This window comes from Paraburkholderia sp. (assembly GCF_026225065.1).
In the GTDB taxonomy this organism is placed as follows: Bacteria; Pseudomonadota; Gammaproteobacteria; order Burkholderiales; family Burkholderiaceae; genus Paraburkholderia.
Map to the genome: position 1 here is coordinate 1 of NZ_JAMFSB010000154.1, position 17,837 is coordinate 17,837.

Annotated in this window: 12 protein-coding genes; 3 read left to right on the top strand and 9 right to left on the bottom strand. The window is 62.9% G+C overall.

The window, feature by feature from the left end; genetic code table 11:
* From M0954_RS11800 to M0954_RS11815, 4 genes are all read right to left on the bottom strand, one after another.
* On the bottom strand, positions 1-1,181 hold a 1,181-nt coding region (locus tag M0954_RS11800), incomplete at its 3' end, for a PelD GGDEF domain-containing protein (protein WP_297353355.1).
* Positions 1,182-1,230: 49 nt separating this feature from the next.
* On the bottom strand, positions 1,231-1,782 hold the full coding sequence (locus tag M0954_RS11805) for a penicillin-binding protein activator LpoB (protein ID WP_074265079.1): 552 nt from the start codon (positions 1,780-1,782) through the stop codon (positions 1,231-1,233).
* A gap of 116 nt (positions 1,783-1,898) precedes the next feature.
* Positions 1,899-6,086 carry a tetratricopeptide repeat protein gene (locus M0954_RS11810; RefSeq protein WP_297353357.1) on the bottom strand — a complete coding sequence of 1,396 codons (4,188 nt, stop codon included), beginning with the start codon at positions 6,084-6,086 and terminating at the stop codon, positions 1,899-1,901.
* The gene (locus M0954_RS11815; RefSeq protein ID WP_297353359.1) at positions 6,076-8,931 is read right to left on the bottom strand and encodes a sugar ABC transporter; all 2,856 of its coding nucleotides are present in this window, start codon (positions 8,929-8,931) and stop codon (positions 6,076-6,078) included. Before M0954_RS11815 ends, M0954_RS11810 begins: the two co-directional genes overlap by 11 nt.
* Before the next feature lie 780 nt (positions 8,932-9,711).
* On the opposite strand from M0954_RS11815, the gene M0954_RS11820 reads away from it, so the two are divergent.
* Together M0954_RS11820 and M0954_RS11825 are read left to right on the top strand one after the other, a co-directional pair.
* Positions 9,712-11,118, top strand: a complete 1,407-nt coding sequence (locus M0954_RS11820) for a GGDEF domain-containing protein (protein ID WP_297353360.1) — start codon at positions 9,712-9,714, stop codon at positions 11,116-11,118.
* A gap of 117 nt (positions 11,119-11,235) precedes the next feature.
* Positions 11,236-11,397, top strand: coding sequence for a DUF1328 family protein (locus tag M0954_RS11825; protein ID WP_074265082.1), 162 nt, complete (start codon positions 11,236-11,238; stop codon positions 11,395-11,397).
* A gap of 109 nt (positions 11,398-11,506) precedes the next feature.
* Here the strand turns inward: M0954_RS11825 and M0954_RS11830 are convergent, their stop codons facing one another.
* From M0954_RS11830 to M0954_RS11840, 3 genes are all read right to left on the bottom strand, one after another.
* A complete protein-coding gene (locus M0954_RS11830; protein ID WP_297353362.1) occupies positions 11,507-11,896 on the bottom strand; it encodes a hypothetical protein in 390 nt (129 codons plus the stop codon).
* A gap of 6 nt (positions 11,897-11,902) precedes the next feature.
* The gene (locus M0954_RS11835; protein ID WP_297353364.1) at positions 11,903-12,535 is read right to left on the bottom strand and encodes a GNAT family N-acetyltransferase; all 633 of its coding nucleotides are present in this window, start codon (positions 12,533-12,535) and stop codon (positions 11,903-11,905) included.
* 155 nt (positions 12,536-12,690) lie between these two features.
* Complete coding sequence (locus M0954_RS11840; RefSeq protein WP_297353366.1) at positions 12,691-13,710, bottom strand: glycosyltransferase; 1,020 nt, start codon at positions 13,708-13,710, stop codon at positions 12,691-12,693.
* 352 nt (positions 13,711-14,062) lie between these two features.
* Here M0954_RS11840 and M0954_RS11845 point away from each other — a divergent pair, with 352 nt between their 5' ends.
* The gene (locus M0954_RS11845; protein ID WP_122154319.1) at positions 14,063-15,487 is read left to right on the top strand and encodes a hypothetical protein; all 1,425 of its coding nucleotides are present in this window, start codon (positions 14,063-14,065) and stop codon (positions 15,485-15,487) included.
* 54 nt (positions 15,488-15,541) lie between these two features.
* Here the strand turns inward: M0954_RS11845 and rfbC are convergent, their stop codons facing one another.
* Positions 15,542-16,093 (bottom strand): dTDP-4-dehydrorhamnose 3,5-epimerase, encoded by a 552-nt coding sequence (rfbC, locus tag M0954_RS11850; protein ID WP_122154318.1) that lies wholly within the window; start codon positions 16,091-16,093, stop codon positions 15,542-15,544.
* 228 nt (positions 16,094-16,321) lie between these two features.
* Entirely contained in the window at positions 16,322-17,569 is a 1,248-nt protein-coding gene (locus M0954_RS11855; RefSeq protein WP_123384309.1) for an oligosaccharide flippase family protein, read from the bottom strand.
* Positions 17,570-17,837: the final 268 nt, after the last annotated feature.

Consider the following 17,837-nt stretch of genomic DNA (forward strand, 5'->3'; position numbering starts at 1 on the left):
CGGCGGCGGATCACGTGTTCGAACAGCGAGTCGCCCGCTTCGTCGCGCGGGAACGCCAGCGCAACCATCGACGAAGCGATTCCCGCGTCGCGCTGCAGACGCGTCAGGCGTCCAAGGTCGAGCGCGAAATCGTACGGACAGCCAGGCACAGCGGCAAGGATGCCCTGCACGAGGCCCGAGTGCTCTACACCGTCCGCGTAGTAGCCAAGCAACACCAGCAACAGTTGCAGGTTATCGAAATTCAGCGACAGGAACGGCATGCGCTTGATCACCAGCACCGCCAGCAACTGGCCGTCGGCGCTCACCAGCGGCGCACACACCAGGTATTGCGACTGGGCGACGGGAATATCTTCGCTTTTCAGGTGCGCGACGCTCATCGTGCGCATGGCGTGCGTGACAAGCTCGTCGTCCGGCGCGAGCGCGAAGTCATCGCCCACGCGTGCAGCCGCCTCGCCGCCGACATGGCCGTTGCGCACCGGGAACAGCGCTGCGACTTCGATCTGGCAAACCTGGGCGACGAATTCGAGCAGGCCATGCGCGCCCGGCAACGCGCGCAACGGAGCCGCAGGCGTGATGGCGTCCTGGCCGCCGCTCTCTCCCTGCACCGACAGGCGCCGCAACTCGGTAATCGAATCGCGCAGCGTGGTGGGCCGGGACAGCAGATCCTTTTCGAGCCGCTCGTGCGACAGGCGCATCAGATAGTGGCTGTTGGTGATCGCTACGAGACGGTCGTTCAGGTAATCGTTGATGGTCGAAGCGCGTGCGGCGCGATGCCCCCACGTATCGCCGAAGTGACCCGCGACGACGGTCTGCAGCAGGCCGCCGGTGAAGAACATCAAGGGCCACGCCTGGCCGTGGCTTCCGCCCAGCAGATACCATGCGCCCACCGTCATCGCGCTTGCCAGCAGACCGAGCAACGTGCCATAGCGCAGCGCGACCACGAACGGCGCGAGCCACAACCACGGGAAACCCGAGTTCAGCAGCAACGGATCCGCGCGGTCGAACGCCCAGCACAGCCCGAACACCACGAGCATGAAAATGATCGTTTCGACAATGGCGAAGGGCCGTGTAACAGCGGGCGCGACCAGGCGACGCACGGCGCCGAGATTGCCGAACGGATTCGAGTGGCGCGGTTTCGACGCGGCGGCGCCGCTTTGCGCGGCAGCGGTAGCTGTATTCACGGCGTGTTCCTCATGACGGAGCGAATTGCGGATGACGGCGTGCCGTCACTCACGAATGCGCGTGCAGCGGTGCAAGCAGGCCACCAATCAGCGTCGTGGCGACACTCGAGAGACTCGAGCGGCTCCAGCCACTGCGCGTGCCCGTCGCACTCCAGACAACCTGGCCCGACGTCACGTCGATCAGCTGGAACGTGAGGCCAGCCACCGGCTCACCGTCGACACCAACCTTGTAGCGCCACTCTTCGACCGCGCCGGTCAGCACGTACTTGATGTGCTGATCGCGCGCCCAGCCGAGTTGCTTCTCGCCGGTGTCGCGCTGCGCGGTGTCGAACATGGCGGTGTTCGCGCCGTCGACCGGTGCAAGGCGCACGTCCGCGAAACCGTTCGCGCGCAGCACGTTCGCCGCGATCGCAGCCGCGCTGCCACCGGCGGCCGGCGTTTCGGTGAAGTTAGCCATCGACACCACCGCAACCGAATCCTGCGACGTCAAAGCCGGCATGCCGGTCTGCCGGATCGAGCTGCATGCGCCGAGCAACAGCGCGCATGTCGCCAGCGCGGCGGACCAGCCGGCCATACGGGACCATCCTTTAGTCTTGCTCATCGAACCACTCCTCAGTTTATGTCGTCTTTCTTGCCGAATTCGTAGCTTGTGTCTACGTTATCTACGTTACATAAGCGTTGCGGCAACCCCGCCGCCCGCCCCCGACCCCGCCCGGATCAATAAAACCAGTTGTAGCGTATACCCACCACCGTCTGCGGCGTACCCAGCCGCGACACAGACTGATGCTCGAAATACAGTGCGAGGTGATCGCCGCCGAACACCGAACCCGCGAGCCCCACGCTGACGTCAGGTCCCCACCCCTGGATCGAGTTGTGCACAATGCCGACGTCGAGAAATGGCCGCCAGGCATGCGTGTACTGGTCAAGCAGGTCGTTGCCAAAGCCGAAGTACAACCCATACTGCGTATAGCTCTGCGGTATGAAATCGCTGGCGAGCGCCGGTTGTAATGCCGCCGGCTCGAGCTGCGAAATCAGGCTGTCGGCCGAGCCGCTCGCACCATAACCGCCGTGTTCGCCAGCCAGACGGAACGTGTAATCGGGGTAGCCCGTGCGGATCCGGTAGCTGATTTCACCGGTTTCCAGCAGCCCGCTGCCAATGTAATCACGCGCCTGGCTATAGAAGCGGTCGCCTTCGACGCTGCCCGTCATCGTGATCTGCTGGGTTGCGCGCCAAGTGAAGTCGCCGACCAGGTTGTCCTTCATGCCGCCAATCTGGAGGAACTGGTCCTCATCCGCGACCTGATTGCGGCCAGCATGCACGCCGAACTGCAGATCCGAGTTGCGGCCCGCTTCCGCGGCAAGTTCCACCGTGTAGAAACTGTCGAGCGCCTCGCGGCGGCCAACCGTCACGCTGGCCGTCGAGTCGACCGTCTGCCGTTGCAGGAAGAAGCTGAGCGAGCGATCGACGGATGGGACATTGACGAGCTGGGTAATGTCCGTCGAGCGCTGGAAGTTCTGCACTTCCGTCGCACCGATCAGGTAGTGGTCGGCGATTTTCTTGCTGCCGGCGAGCGTCTGCGCGACGTAGTCGAGCGGGTGTTCGACATAGTCGACGACGCTCGCGCCGAGCGACTGCGGCCAGTCGAGCGCTGTCTCGGTCAGTCGCGTATGCACGTCGTTGTTATCGGGAGCGCCGTCGAGTCCATCGAACGCGAGCTGCTCCGCACGGCCCTGCCGGTCGGTTGCCGCCTCGGCGTCGATGCGATCGTCCAGCGGCAGGCGCGAGCGCTCCTGCGCGAGCAGTTGTTCCATCGCGCCGGTATCGTTTTCCGCAAGCGCGATCGTGAGACGCGCATCGGCTGGCTGAGCAAGACGCGCCGCGTATTGCTGGGCAAGCCAGCGCTTCGCGAGCGGATTGCTCTCGTGCGACAACGCCCACGCGATCGCCACGTCCTTCGCGACTGCATCGCGCAAACGGTTATTCTGCGCGGTATCGATACCGGCTTCGGGCGCCGCGCCGGGCAGACCCTTGGCAGTGCCGAGCAGCGAACGGCGCGCAAGCTTCACGCTGTCCGACGACTGGGTGCCGGAAAGCAGATCGTTCAGCATGGCGGCCGAGTCGTCGCCGGTCTGAAAATCGGTCGAGAGCGTCACGCGCCGGCCACGAATGTCCGCAAGCGTTTCCGCATCCTGACCGGAACGGCCCCGCTGCGCGGCGCGTGCCGCGCCGTGCAGCTTGGCTAGCGCCGCTTCATCCTGCTGCAGTTGCTGCCAGACCTTATGACGGATCGACCAGGCAAGGTCGGGGCGGCCCGCCATTTCCTGGGCATCGGCATACGTCATCAGCCACAGCGGATCGCGCGACAACGAAGCCGATTCGCGCCGCAGATAGTCGAGCGCGCGCTGCGGACGGCTCAGGCGCATCTCGGCGGCTGCGTACGGTTCCCATAACGCAGCACTCCTGTCTTCCGTACCGCGCCAGCGTTTCAAGGTGGCATCCAGCTGCGCGTCGGTGCCGTAGTCGACCAGGGTCCACAGATAGGCCGCACGCAGATCCGAAGTCGCGCCGGGAAGATTGACCGCGCGCTTCAGATCGTCGAGCGCCTTCGCGGGCTGGTCGGTCAACCGATAGTATTCGGCTCGCACCCCGAGTACGCCGGGAGACTGCAGCGCTTCCGTGCGCTCCTGCTCCGTGAGGCTCGCCAGCAGCGCCGCCACACGGTCGAGCGCCTGTGCGTCGGTGTAGTAATAGATGGCGTTTTGCAGCGCACGCGGCGTGTGATCGCGGCGGTACTGCATCTCGGCAACCCGTGCTGCATCGATCGGATACGGATCGTAGAAGTACGTCATGTCACCGAGATCTTCCGGCGTGCTGTCACCGCCCGCGAGCAGATGACGGTACGCTTCGCTCGCCTCGGCGTCCCGCTGCAACAGGCGCGCGAGTTCGGCGTAGTTGCGCCAGTAGTCGGTGTCGCTGTCTTTCGCGTTGCTGTGTGCGCTTTGCAGTGCTGCGAACGAGGCCTCGTAGTTACCCTCGCGATACAGCACGCTTGCCGTGCGCAGCGCAGCGCCCGAATTGCCGGGGTCGCGCGACTGCACGGCACGGTACGCTGCGAGCGCCTGATCGTCGTGGCCGGCGCGTTCGGCGAGCGCGCCGATACGCTGATCGATTGCATCGGCGTTGCGGCCGCGCGGCAAGCCGCGCAGGAACGCGAGGCCATCGTCCGGGCGGCCAAGCCGCTCGTAAGTCGCGATCACGTTGTCGATCAGCTTCAGATCGTCGGGCGACGCCTGGGCCGCATGAACGAGGGCCGCAAGATAAGCATTGTCGTCGTCGAGCATCGGCGCGATGCGCAACACGTTTTGCCAACCCACCGGGTCGTTCGACAATTTTGCGTAGTCGAGCCAGGCATTCAGCGCGAGCAACGGATTGCGGTCCCACTCGGCGGTCTGCGCGAGGCGCTTCGTCCACAGGACCGAACGCGGATCCCGCTGTACCTGCTGCTGGGCGATTTTCTGCGCATTCGCGAGGTCACCCGATTCGACGAACGACTGGAATACGAGGTCGGCTACCTTCGGGTCTTTGCCGCCGATTTGCGCGGTGCCGTCGGAGGCCGGTGTGGGCGCCGTGGCGGATGCCGTCGTAGGTGCCGGGTTGGCTGGCGCAACTGGCGTAGGACTGGCCGGCGCAGCGGATGCCTGGCTGGGCGTCGGGCTGGGTGTCGCGGCGGCGGCCAGCGTAGCCGTAACGGCGGGCGGCGGGCTCGGCGCCGCAGCGGACTTCAGGTTCGGCGTCACAGCAGGCGCGGGGCTCGGCGCCGGCGTGGGCGCCGGGTTCGAACCCGTGCTCGCGGCAACCCGGATCACGCCCCACCACTCGCTCGCCTTGCGCATGCTCACCGGCGCGAAACCATGACGCGTCGGCAGCGGACCATCCATATACGCATACGCCGACTGCGGCGTGTCTTGCGATACGCCTGGCTCCCCACCCTGCGGAGCGTTCGATGCGATTGCTGCCGCACCATCCTGTGCCAAAGCCGTATCAGGCCCAGATGGCTGTGCCTGCGCGTAGCGCGCGAGCATCTTCGCGTAGTAATCGACGCGATCGGGCCGGTTGGCGGCGCGCGCAAGATTGAGCAACACGACGAGGGTCGCCGGGTCTGTATCAAGTGCGCCGATATGTTGATCGGCAGCCGTAAGCGCCTCGTTCAACAGATTGCCCGACTGCAGCGTGCGAATCCCCGCAATGAAGCAGCGCCGCTGTTCTTCGCGCGTCTTCGCCGCGGCCTGCTGGCGGAACCAGGCGTCGGCCCCAGCGCGGTAGTCGCCGGTCTGTATGGCGTAACGTGTGATCTGCGTATCCCAGCCGTTGCGCCCGCCTGGGTCGCCCGCCGAAAGGCGTGTGTAGAGCTGCAGCGCCAGATCAGGCAAACCAACCGCAGCGCAACGCTGCGCCAGCCATTCGAGATCCTTCGGCGCCCACGGCAAGCGTGCGGCCTGCGTCAACTGCGCGCGCAGATTCGCAAGCGCGGGTTCGCGGCGGGGATCGTCCTCGGGAATCGCGAACGTGCGCTGCTCTGCGATCGACAGTCGCAGCATCATCGCTGCAAGCCGCATGTGCGTCGAACCGAGCGCTTCCATCCGCCTGGCTACCCGCGCGGCGTCGTCCATCCGCCCGAGCGACGTGTACTGCGCACCCAGCAGCGAAAGGAATTCCTCGTTGTTCGGCTGGACCTTCGACCAGGCTTCGAGGTAGGCGGCGCTCAGATCGCTTGGCGCACCTACTGACGCGAGCCGTTGCTGCAGGCCACCGCGCGGCGACGACGCGATCATCGTTAGCGGCACCACTGCAGCAAGCAGCAGGACGAGCTTGGTCGGAGCGATACGCGGACGCTCAGCGCGCACAGTTAACCTCGACCGGTTGATAGTTCATCTGCAGATCCGCACTCGCGGACGTGTCGAAACGCAGGGACGAGCCGTTGCGTTGTACAGCCACGGACCGACCGGCAACCTCGACACTGCAGGTGCCAGCATTGGCCAGTTGAACGAACGGCTGGTAATAGCCACCGAACTCAAATGCCACCCCGCGCGCCGTACGCTTGAACTGACGGACGTAACCGTTGGCGATGGCGATGTAGGGCAGTTGTGCATTCGCCGCCTGCGCCGCATCGGCCTGGGTGATCGCAACTGACGCGGCACCGTCCGCGAAGTGAATGTATGTGCCATCGGCGCCCACGTCGTAGCCGGTGACACCAGCCGACGCGCGCAGATCCGGAACGCTGCCTGGAGGCGCACGCAGTTCGCGCACTTCGCCGTCGCCACGTACTATCCAGTTCGAATCCGCGCTGCGCGTGGTGCCGGCCGGTGGGATCGCACGGGCAACCGCGAAGTTATGCCAGTCGAGCACCTTGTGCGTGTAATCCGTGACCCTCACCGGCAGCACCGGCTCTTTCAGCACCGTCGAGAAAATCTGGTCGAGCGCACGCAGCGACGCGACCTTGGTGCCGCTATACATGTGGTAGTAAATGTCGATCGGCTTGAAACGCAGCGGTTTGTCGGTCAGGTCGAACGTTTCGAGCACCCGGGTAAAGCCGTAGAACGGGCCGAGCCAGTCGTTGGTGTAAACGTTCTCATCCTGATTCGGCGCATACACCTGATACGCACCCGGCCCTTTATCGACGCCGATCGGCGCGATATTGGTCCAGCTGTTCGCGCTCTTCGTGATGACGGTGTCCCCGCCATTGATGTTGTCGACGCCCGCCGCGTAGACTTTGCGCACCACGATCGCGGGCGGTTCGCAGTTGCCGGGCCACTGCAGGATGACCGTCTTCTTACCCGGCGGCGCGAGGCGCGAGTTGATGTAGTCGATCGAGCCGGTAATCTCGCGATCGATATTGAACTTGTAGTTCGGGATGTTCAGCGAGAACGCCGTATCGCCACCGCCGCGATCGATCCGCTCGCCCGTCGTCGCATCCACGTCCTCCCACTCGAACGGGTGAGAATAGGTGTGCGTGCCAATCTCGACGTACGGCAGTGCGAACATTTTGCGTGCGATCTCTTCGAGACGTGGCGAGATCTGCGGATACAGGCCCTTCGGCCCCACTTCGCCTTCGATGACCGACAGGGTCATCGGGATCTTGTAGCGCGTGAATACCTGTTCATAGAGCGCTTCGCCCGAATAATCGGCGCCGGGGAATTCCACGCGGGAGGCGAAGCCGTCGCCGTCCACGTGCGTCATGAAGAGGCGCCGGCCGTTTTCCGTCGTCACGTTGGGCGCCGGCATCTGCCGCAGGCGCAGCGCTGCCGTGAGAAACGAAATGGGCTGGATCGCCCAGCGTTCCTGACCGATACCGTTGAGCGAGACGATCGTGTACGGGTTCATCGCGTAGCCGCCCCACGGCGTGACCGCGACTTCGTCGAGCGTAGCGTTGCCCGAGCGCACGCGCAGCAGCGAATGGCTCGCGGCGCCCACCTGAATACCGACGAGGTCGCGCGGCCCCGGTTTAGGGTCGATCTCGAAGCCGATCATCGGATCTCGTGAGACGATTTGCAGCGGATCGTTGAAGGGACCGGCAACGGCCAGCAGATCGAGCGCCGAGCCGTCGTCCTGTTCGGCGTCAAAACCGAACTGGCCAAGAAATGCGACCGGGACATGCGCCGCCATGCGCGCCTCTACCCAGGTGCGCCATGCACTGCTGTCACGCAGATCGTCGCCCTGGAACCACGCGACCACACCGGCGTACCGATCCGGAGTGATGTCGCTGGGCAACTGGCCATTGGCGTCGGCGTATTCGACGTCGTAGCCGAGATAGTTGAGCGGCGTCGCGAGATCGCGCACGCCTGGGGTTTCGTCCAGCGGCAGACCCGCTGCCGGATCTTGCACCACCAGAATCTTGCGCGGCAGCACTTCGATGGCGCCCACACCGACCACATCGGCGGCAGCGTCCGTCACATAGGGCACCACGCCCGTCGCCAGCACCGTGGCGGCCGTCCCGCGGGCGCAGACGCGGTCGGCAGGCGGGCAATATTCGAGCGAAACGACCGGCACGCCGGTCTGCTGCGTGAAAGCGCGGTCGGCGACGACGCGGCTCGCGCGCGTGGCGTCCGGCACGTCGAGCAACTGTGCGCCGGCGTTGCCCAGCCCACGCACCAGCGAATCGCCAACCACTGCGTACAAGGCTTTGGCATGCGTTTGCGCCGCTTGCAGCGCATCCGGGCCGGCGACGACGAGGCGCGCGTCAGGATGTGCGGCACGAATGGTCTCGGCGGCCGCGATCGCCGCTGGCGTGTCGAGCAGGAAGCCGCGATAGCCGCGCTGCCACAGCGGCGCGAGGGATTGTGCAAAAGCGTTGGGCGTCACGCCCGGATCGGCTGGGTGCGTGCGGGCAATCCACACGGTATGCGCCAGCGGGTGCGCTGCAGGATCAAAGCTGTGCGCGGGATCGACCACCACGGCATCGAATGCCTGCAGCAGATCGACGGGGACGTTCGAACCGTAGAAAAGCGCCAGATTGGGCTGCGCCGGACGGCCGGAGACGTTCGCAAGCGCCTCGCCGGCACGGGCCGGCGACGCTGCCTGCGCGTACACAGCCTGGCTCGGCGCGAGGCTCGTAGCCAGAACGATGAGTGTCGCGGCGCAGCAACGCACCACACTCGTCGCCAGCGTACTCAGCCGTAGTCGTTTGATGAGTGCCACCACCCCCGGGGCCCCCACTTGCGCGCCGAAACTCGGCGCAATCCTCGTTCGCATCTGATTTCTTATGATCGCTTTGAATGTTTTATTGGCGACCGGCGATACACGGCCCAGCTATTTCAGGCCAAATCTACCGATTCGACTTCATAATGCTGACCACACTATCTATCCCGAGGCATCCCCTCCCCGGGACAAAACAGGTAACCGGATTCATGCTGCTACAGACAGGATTGACCGACACGCAAAAGGCGTCGTTCGATACGATGATTCGGCGCGCATTTTAGCGCGTTCACCGAATAAAGTAAGTATTATTTTTGAGACAAGTGACAACGCCAATGCCAATTAGATCAACAAGTTGGCTAGCAATTATGAGATGGAGCCCTGCCAATACGGGCACGCAAACGTTTTCGGCCAGGTTAATAACAGTCCGATCTTCGTTGTTAAAATTTGACGATCGTTGACCATTGAATGATAACGTACGCTACCGAACGGTCGCACTATTTATTTGATGATACGAATAGGCCGCAACGGTTATCGTGGGTATTCGCAAAACGCTGACTTATTTTCTACGCCGGAATAAGCGACGTGCAAATTGTGCCCTTTCGGACGTCATTCCGGACACTATTTTCAATCGCTATTCGACCTCGGTGTCTTGCTATCCTGGCAATGCGTCAATTCCCCCAACAGTTAGCTGCTCCATCCTTCCGTACCGGTAAAAGCGTCGCCCAAACGCTACACCAGTCGATAGAATGCCCCGGAGGCTCGCGCCACATCCTGCTTTCATATGTCTTTCAACATTCTTTCGCAGTCCAACTTATCACGTCACTCTAGCACCGCATGAAGAGCAGCATCATGAGCCTGCCGGCTAGCCGGCATCATCGCCTTGCGGCGTATGCCGTGGCGGGCCTTATTCTGAGCGTGGTTCTGGCCGTGCTGCCGGTGGCAAATGTCCGCGAGCAGAATGTCACCGCCTTCCTGCCGTTGTTCGCGATGGCCGTGTTCGTCACCGAGGGCCTCACCGCCTATCTGTTGTGGACGCAGTTCATGATCACCCGCGGGCCGTTTCTCGCCGCACTGAGCGGCGCCTACGCGTATACGTCGGTCACGGTGGCGATCCAGTTGATGGTCTTCCCCGGCGTATTCTCGCCGCAAGGGCTGCTCGGCGCCGGGCCACAGAGCGCGCTATGGATCTGGGCTTTCTGGCATGGCGGCTCGCCATTGCTGATCCTCGCCGCGTTGTTCGTGCGCCGCCGCTTCAAGGCTCCGGTGCCGCACGCGAAGACACGTCTTGTCGGCCTGCTTTCGTTAGGTGTCCCGGTTTGTTTGTCGCTGCTGCTTTGCCTCATCGCGATTCGCGGGGATGCCTGGTTGCCCCAACTGGTCGACGCCCGGTCGTACCAACGGCTGCAGAACAGCCCCTCGGGCGTGAACATCGCCATCTTCACCGCCTGCACACTTCTCTACCTCGTCTACAGCACCCGCCTGCAGACCTTGCTCGAACTCTGGCTGGGCGTGGCCCTCTTTGCCGGGCTTGGCGACGTGCTGGTGACGGTTGTGGCGAACTCGCGCTATAGCATCGGCTGGTACGTGGCCCGGCTCGAATCGGTGCTGGCGTCGAGCATGGTGCTCGGCGTGCTGATCTGGGAAATCAGTCATCTGTATCGCGAGTTGCACGCGGCCAATGCAAGGCTAAGCGAATTCGCGTCGCGCGACGGCCTGACCGGCATCTTCAATCGCCGCTACTTCGACGAGCGCTACCCCATGGCGTTGGGCCACAGCCAAACGGGGCAACGTTCACTGTCGATCCTGATGGTGGACATCGATCATTTCAAGCGTTTCAACGACACGCTCGGACATCTGCGCGGCGACGAATGCCTGATCGCCGTTGCCGGAGCGCTGCAAGGCAGTCTGCGGCGCAGCGGCGATTTTGTGGCCCGCTTCGGGGGCGAAGAGTTCGTCGTCGTGCTGCCGGACTGCGACCACGAGATGGCCACGCGACTTGCCGAAAACGTGCATGCGGCAGTCGCGCGCCTTGCGGTCGCGGCCCCGTTCACCGAGGCGGGATGCGTGAGCGTCTCGGTGGGTGTCGCGACTTCGCAGCCCAACGCGGCCATACCGGCCGCCGAGCTTCTCGCCCAGGCCGACGCCGCTTTGTATCGCGCCAAGGAAGCCGGCCGCAACCGCGTCACGGCCTGGCAAGCGCCCCCACTCGGCCTCGCCTCGATTCAGGCCCGCTCGGTGTGATGGGCACAGGAGTTGCTGCCAGAGGCTCAGTGGCACGCACGCGGTGAGCCGTTAAGGCACAACGCAGACCGATGTCCGCCGCTTCGACCATTCCAGCTATCCATCGAGGAGACGCCCATGCTTCGCTACGCCGCAATTTTCTTCATCATTGCCATCATCGCCGCGGTGTTCGGCTTCGGTGGTATCGCCGCCGGCGCCGCTGAGATCGCCAAGGTCCTGTTCTTTATCTTTATCGTGATCTTCCTCGTGACCTTGCTGATGGGCGTCGTGCGACGCTGACGGCTAGCGAGGGCCAACGGAAAGCCGAACTGGGCCGCCGTGCATTGCAATTGTTGCGCCTCCGGATTGCAATAGTTGCGGCCCAGCTTGCACTTCCACCCTGGTGAGATCAGAGCGCCGCGGCCGCTGGATTGAGTTCGATATGCAGCACGACCAGCCAGCGCCGCGGACAATCCGCAGCGATGCGTGGCCCCGGTTGACCGTCGCGCGCGGCGGCGACAAAGCCCTTCTCTTTGGCAAAGCTGAACGCGCGGCGCGCGTCGGCCTGCAACCACATCGAAACGAGACCACAGGTCACGAAGCCGAACACGGAAATAATTTGCGGCGAGATGCCCGCATCGATCTGCCGTGCAAGCACCGTGAACGCAGTAGTCAGAATCTGGCTTGCCGCAATCGCGATCAACACGACCTTTAGCATGCCTCGGAACATCATCCCCGGTCTTGGGCGCACGATCACTTTCTTCGGTCCTTCTGCTGGTTTGTTTAAGGGGTCTCGCATGGCAGCTTATGCTGCACGCGCAATCTGGCTGCGCGGCAGTTCGAGCCGCTGCGACCACGTGGCGAGGGTTCGCGCCGCCACCGCGGGTTTGCTGAGAATCGCGCTGTCGTAGCGTTTGCCGTCAAAGCGCATGAAGTCGACGATACGAAAGCCGTGGCCACGATAGAAGGTAACCAGATGCGCAGCGGGCTGCGGGGTATCCAGAGCGAGTTCCGCATAGCCGCGGGTGGCCGCCCAATGATCGGCGAAGGCCAGCAGCAGCGTACCGATGCCACGCGCCTGCCAGGCCGGTTCGACGCCGAACTGGCGCAAGCTCGCGATATCGTCGCGGCGGTAAAGCTCGCAAGGCGACTCGCGATCGGGCGCATACAAGGTCATGGTGCCGACGATGCGCTCATCGCACACCGCCACGTAGCAATCGCCGCGCGAAGCACGCGAGCGGGTCACCGCGGCGCTCTGAGCGACGCAGGTGCAGTTCAGCCCCATCGTGCCGAGCCGCTCAAACGCGCGATGCAGCATGGTTGTGAGCGCATCGAACGAATCGCGCGCGGGATCGAAGCGCCGCAGTTCGATACGGCCGAGGCCGCGCCGGACATACTTGATCCGTTGGGGCTGCTGCAGGGCTGCGCGCTGATTCATACTCACCTTGACCATCCACGTTCATCATCAGGTGACTGAAGTGTAGATTTGGCCCGCGAGCGCCCGCAAGAAAAAATGTCGTAAAAACTGCGTACATCGCCGCTGGGCGGGTCGGCGGCCACCACCAAGGCTTACGGCAAGAAAGCCGGCGTGTATCAAACGAAGTGACCGCACTCACGGACAATTTCGCCCGTGCTCCCAACGATCGCAGCGGCCGCGATTTCATCCATGCTCGCGCTCCACCGGTCGCGCACGACCTTGTCGTGGGCTTGCGCGCCCTCCATGACTTCGCTTCGCTCGAAGCGGGCTTCTGCGCGCTTTATATAGTCGCCGTAGGCAGCACCTTGCGGCACCAGCACGCCGAAGCGACCGAAGTTCTCCCTGAAGGTCGCCCGGTCTGGAACGACCGGACGGCAACCACACAGGGCCGCTTCGAGGACCGGCATGCAGAAACCCTCCAGGTCCGAGGTCGAGATAACCGTGTCGGAGCGGCGGTAAATACTCGAGAGTTCGTCGTCGCTCAGGCCCGTGAATACCTTGATTCTCTTTCCGAGCCCCAACGCCTCGACCTCCCGCTTCAGAATGGGCGCTGCGTCGCGCGGCACGACCATCGCGACGGTCCCCGTGCCTTCAACGTCTTGCTTAACGTAATCCAGCACGCGCTGATAGTTCTTGTGCTGGGCCAATGTCCCTACCCACACCGCCTCGAAGTATTCACCGGCACGTACCTCGCCGAGCGGAGACAGAAACTGCCGGTCTATCGGAACGCCAGAGATATGGTAGGGCAACTTTCCGTAGACCTGATTGATCATGCGCCCAGTCGCATTGGTCACGCTGTAAATGAAGCCCATTTTTCTGGAGGCCCACGGCAGATAGTATCGATAAAACAGGAGCGACTTTCTGTTGCGTGGATAGAAGTACTGGATGATGTCGTGATAGATCGGAATCTGCTTTGAAAATCCGAACGGAACCACGTATTCCTGAGACGTCACGACGATCAACGGATAACCCGCTGCACGCCACGCGTCGAACACAAAAGCCCAGTAAATCACTAACCATGGAACGTGCAGCTTGCCCAGGATTCTCAATACGGCATTGTTCCTCTGCGCATCTTCCAGCTCCTTCGCCCCTAGCACGATGACTTCGCAACCGTGCGACCTGAGCGCCCCGGTCATGTGCGTCAGAAAGCGTGCCATGCTCCCCGGCCCACCTACATTGGCTCCTGGCCCGCATACCAAAACTGATTTCACCCGGCCTCCGCGCAATCGATAAACGTGCGATGAATTAATGGTCCACTGAGCAATACGCGCCCGCCCGCCAACATACCGGCGTTCGCAGACAGGCTATAGACGATCAACCTGACGAGTGTGCTCCACCGATCCGTGCGCCGCCGCCGAAAATTAGTCGTTTGACGCCGCGCGTCCGAATGGCGGGGTGCCCACTGTTATATTCCGAAAAAAAGGGGGATACGGTCATGGCAAATACCATCTGCCGGGGCGATCCATTTGGAACAAGAGAGAGCCCGTGATGCGCAATTTCTTCACTTCGTTCTGGCTATGGATCTTCCTGTTGCCGCTCGCGCTCGACTACAAGGCGGCCGACGACGCGCGCAGCCACCTCGCGCAGATCCTGCTCGTCATACCGGTGCTAGGCGCCGGCTTCATCCTCGAACTGATTGCACCGCGCTTTGCGCGCAAGGCAAAACTGCGTTCCATCGTTTCCATCGCGCTGATGGTGACTGTCCTCGGAAGCATCGTGCCTCAGCTGCTGGAAGGCAACGACTTCGGCAACTACCTGCGCGTGCTGCTGCCATTTCTGCTGTTCCTGCTCGGCTACCGGGTAATGTGCCATCCCTGGCATGAACAACGCATCGGGCAGATCGAGAAGGCCCTGTTCTGGGCAAACGTCCTGTGTCTGCTGTTCACGCTCGTGTACGGCATGAAAACCACGGTCACCGGTCTCGACGACGTCCGCTACCGGATCGTTTCCCCCACCTTTCTGGTCCTTCAGGCTGCCCTGCTCCACGAATTTGTCATCGCGAAGCGTTTTACGAAGTTCTCTATCTTCATCTTCATGGTCACGGTGGTCATCGAACTGCTGAGCGTTACGCGAAGCCTGATGCTGGGCACACTGCTCCTGCTCATGCTGGCGACCTGGCTGGGTGCGCCTTCGATCCAGCGGCTGATGCGCGCGGTGCTGCGCGCGGCGCTCGTCGCCATCATCTGCGGCGCGGTGATCGCAGGCGGAGCCTCGTTCTTCCCGAGCGTCGCCGAACACTGGACGACCCGCCTCTCAGCATCGAAGGCGACCGAGTCCGGCAGAGACCCCACCACGATAACGCGTCTGGCCGAAATGAAGGATCAGTATGACCAGATCACGTCGTCACCCGATTCGCTGCTGTTCGGCAAGGGCTACGGACACTATTACCGTTATTCGCCGTCGTATTTGCCGGAGCTGGCAGGACAGATCAGTGCCAAGGACTTCTACGCAATCCACGAGTGGTTCGCCGGACATAACTTCTGGGTCTACCAGTTGTTCGCAGGCGGCATCGTATTCGGTCTTGCACTACCGTTAGCGCTGCTGTACTCGCTCTACCGCTGCTGCATCGCATACAGAAAATGGCGGGCAGTCGCGCCCAATTCGCTGTACCTGCCGGTGATGGGACGCGCGATTCTGATGGTAGCGGCATTGCCGGCAGCGTCGATCGGTGGCAATCCGCTCGGCCCTCGCTTTGCGGGGCTGGTGTTCGGCGTTGCCCTCGGACTGATGATTTCTATGCACGCGCATCTGCATCGAATCCATGTGGCCCGGGCCCGTCGGGCAATGCCGGTCAACGTTGCGCGCGCCAGGCTGAACGCCGGCGCCGTGGGCGTGGCGGGCATGCCGCACTTGCCAGGTGTGCCCGGGGTGGCTCGCGTGCCGGGCTCGTCCGGGATGCCAGGCATGCAATAGCGCAAGCCTTGCAGCAACGACGCAGAAGCAGAAGCACCTGCACGTAGGGCCTGCCTACGCGTAGAACTCGCTCTCGTACAGTCGCTTGCCGGCTTCGTCCTTGGGTGCGAGGATGGGCGCAAACTCGATCGGCCAGTCGATGCCGATATCCGGATCGCTCCACAGGATGCTGCGTTCGTGTTCGGGATACCAGTAGTCGGTTGTCCTGCACAGGCACTCGGCCATATCGGACATCACCACGAAGCCATGCGCGAATCCGGGCGGCACCCACATTTGCCGGCGGTTGGCCGCACTCAGATGCACGCCGATCCATTTCCCGAAGGTATGCGAACTAAGCCGGATATCCACCGCCACATCGAAGACGTCGCCCACCACCACACGCATGAGCTTGCCCTGCGGGCGGTGAATCTGATAATGCAGGCCACGCAATACGCCGCACTTCGAGCGCGAATGATCGTCCTGTACGAATTCGACGCCGCCGGCCACCGACTCGGCGAATTCGTCTGCGTTGAATGTTTCGAACGAACTGCCCGCCTCGTCGCAGAACAGGTCTGTTTCGACGATCTTGACTTCCGGAAGCGCCGTTCGTGTCACCTTGATGCTCATGCCGCTCTTCCCGTGAAGAGGTGCCACCGTCCCGTCATGAGGACCGGCGCGTCGGCTGGCTAGCCGTTCGTAACCGCTGCACGCCCGGCGCATGACGCCCTGCCTCGCAGCATGTGAATAATGTGCGCTCACGCGATCACTCCTTCGATCCTGCGGGCGATCGCCAGGCACCGCTTCGCCAGAAATCCCGCGCTCCGCCGACGGCACGCAGGCACTCAAAAATCTGCATCACGCCCTCTTCACGCTTCGGTAAAGCATCCAGCCGGCGCTGCCGACAAGACCCACTGTCATGGACCACGCCACACCCGTGACTCCCCAGAAGTGCGTCGCTGGCGGCACGGTGATGACAAGCGTGATGATCTGCAGAACCGCGGCCTGGGTCGCCACCTTCGGCAACCCGATCGCACGCACATAGGCAACCAGAACCGCGATTAGCGAGCCGATCGCCATGTTGATGACAAAGATCCTGAAGAGCGGCACCGCAGACATCCAGGCCGGTCCGAGCACGAACATGAAAAGCGGCCCGGCGACGGCGCGCAACACGAGCACCAGAAGTACCAGCCCAACCGCAGCGATGGCAAGATAGCGCGCAAACAGCTTTTGCGCTGAGCCGTCCTCACGCCGGTGATGGGCGGAAAAAGTCGGAAACAGATACTGCTGCATGGCGATGGCCGCGTCGGCGAGCAACATCTGCGCGAACTTCGACGACATCTGATAAGCGCCGAGTGCCGCCGGTCCAAGCAGTTTGCCGACCAGCACCTTGTCGAACTGGTTGAGCAGCAGATTGACGATGCTGCCTGCCCAGATCCAGCGGCTGAAGTTCACGTAATGGCCAATGCCATGCCACGAGAGGCGAACCGGCGGCCGTGGCGACATGGTGGTCCACGTCAGCGTGGTCTTCAGCGTCTCGCCTGCAATCATGCCGATCAGCATGGCGTAGGCGCCTGTACCCGCCCAGGCACACGCGAGTCCGAGCGCGCAATCGGTAAACGCTGCAGAGGTCTCGACGCCAGCCAGCTGCTGAAAACTCCGCTCGCGCTGAAGCATGAAATACGCTGGCGAGGCGAGGCCACGGATCAGCGGCAAGGCGGCGGCCAGTTGCAACAGCAACAGCGAACCACCCAGATGAAATTGCGAATTCATGAGCGGCGCAAGCGCGATCAGCAGCAGCGCAATCATGGCGCCGCGCGTGGTCAACGTGGTCCATACTGCACCGAGTTCGGTGCGCGTCGGCGTGCTCTTCGCCTGCACCACGGCCTGCGCCAGACCGGTATCGCTCAGGGACTCGGCAATTGCCACCGCGAGCAACGCGACACTGACGCTACCGATTGCGGCCGGTCCGAGCAGACGCCCGATTGCAAGAAATTTGACTGCTACGAGGCCGCGTACGACAATCTGCTGGATCAGCACCCAGGTCGCCGCGCTGCTATTGAAAGCAGGCCTCATCGAGACAAGCGGAACCCTGATCGATCTCACAACAAACCTCCCCTTTAGTATTTGCTACAGCATGCCTGACACGGTAACGCGGCTGTTTATGCGGGGACCGCCATCTCATAGCCGATATCGGCCCCGCGCAGGCCTGTGACAATGTTTTTCGCTACCTTCGGGGTATGACAAAAGACACCATCCTCGTGATCGAGCCCGACTTCTCCGGACACCGCTGGCGCTATGCCGAGTGGGCCGGACAAGCGTGCATCGAAGCCGGCTACCAATGCGTCATCGTGACCGCCTCGGCGAACGCGAC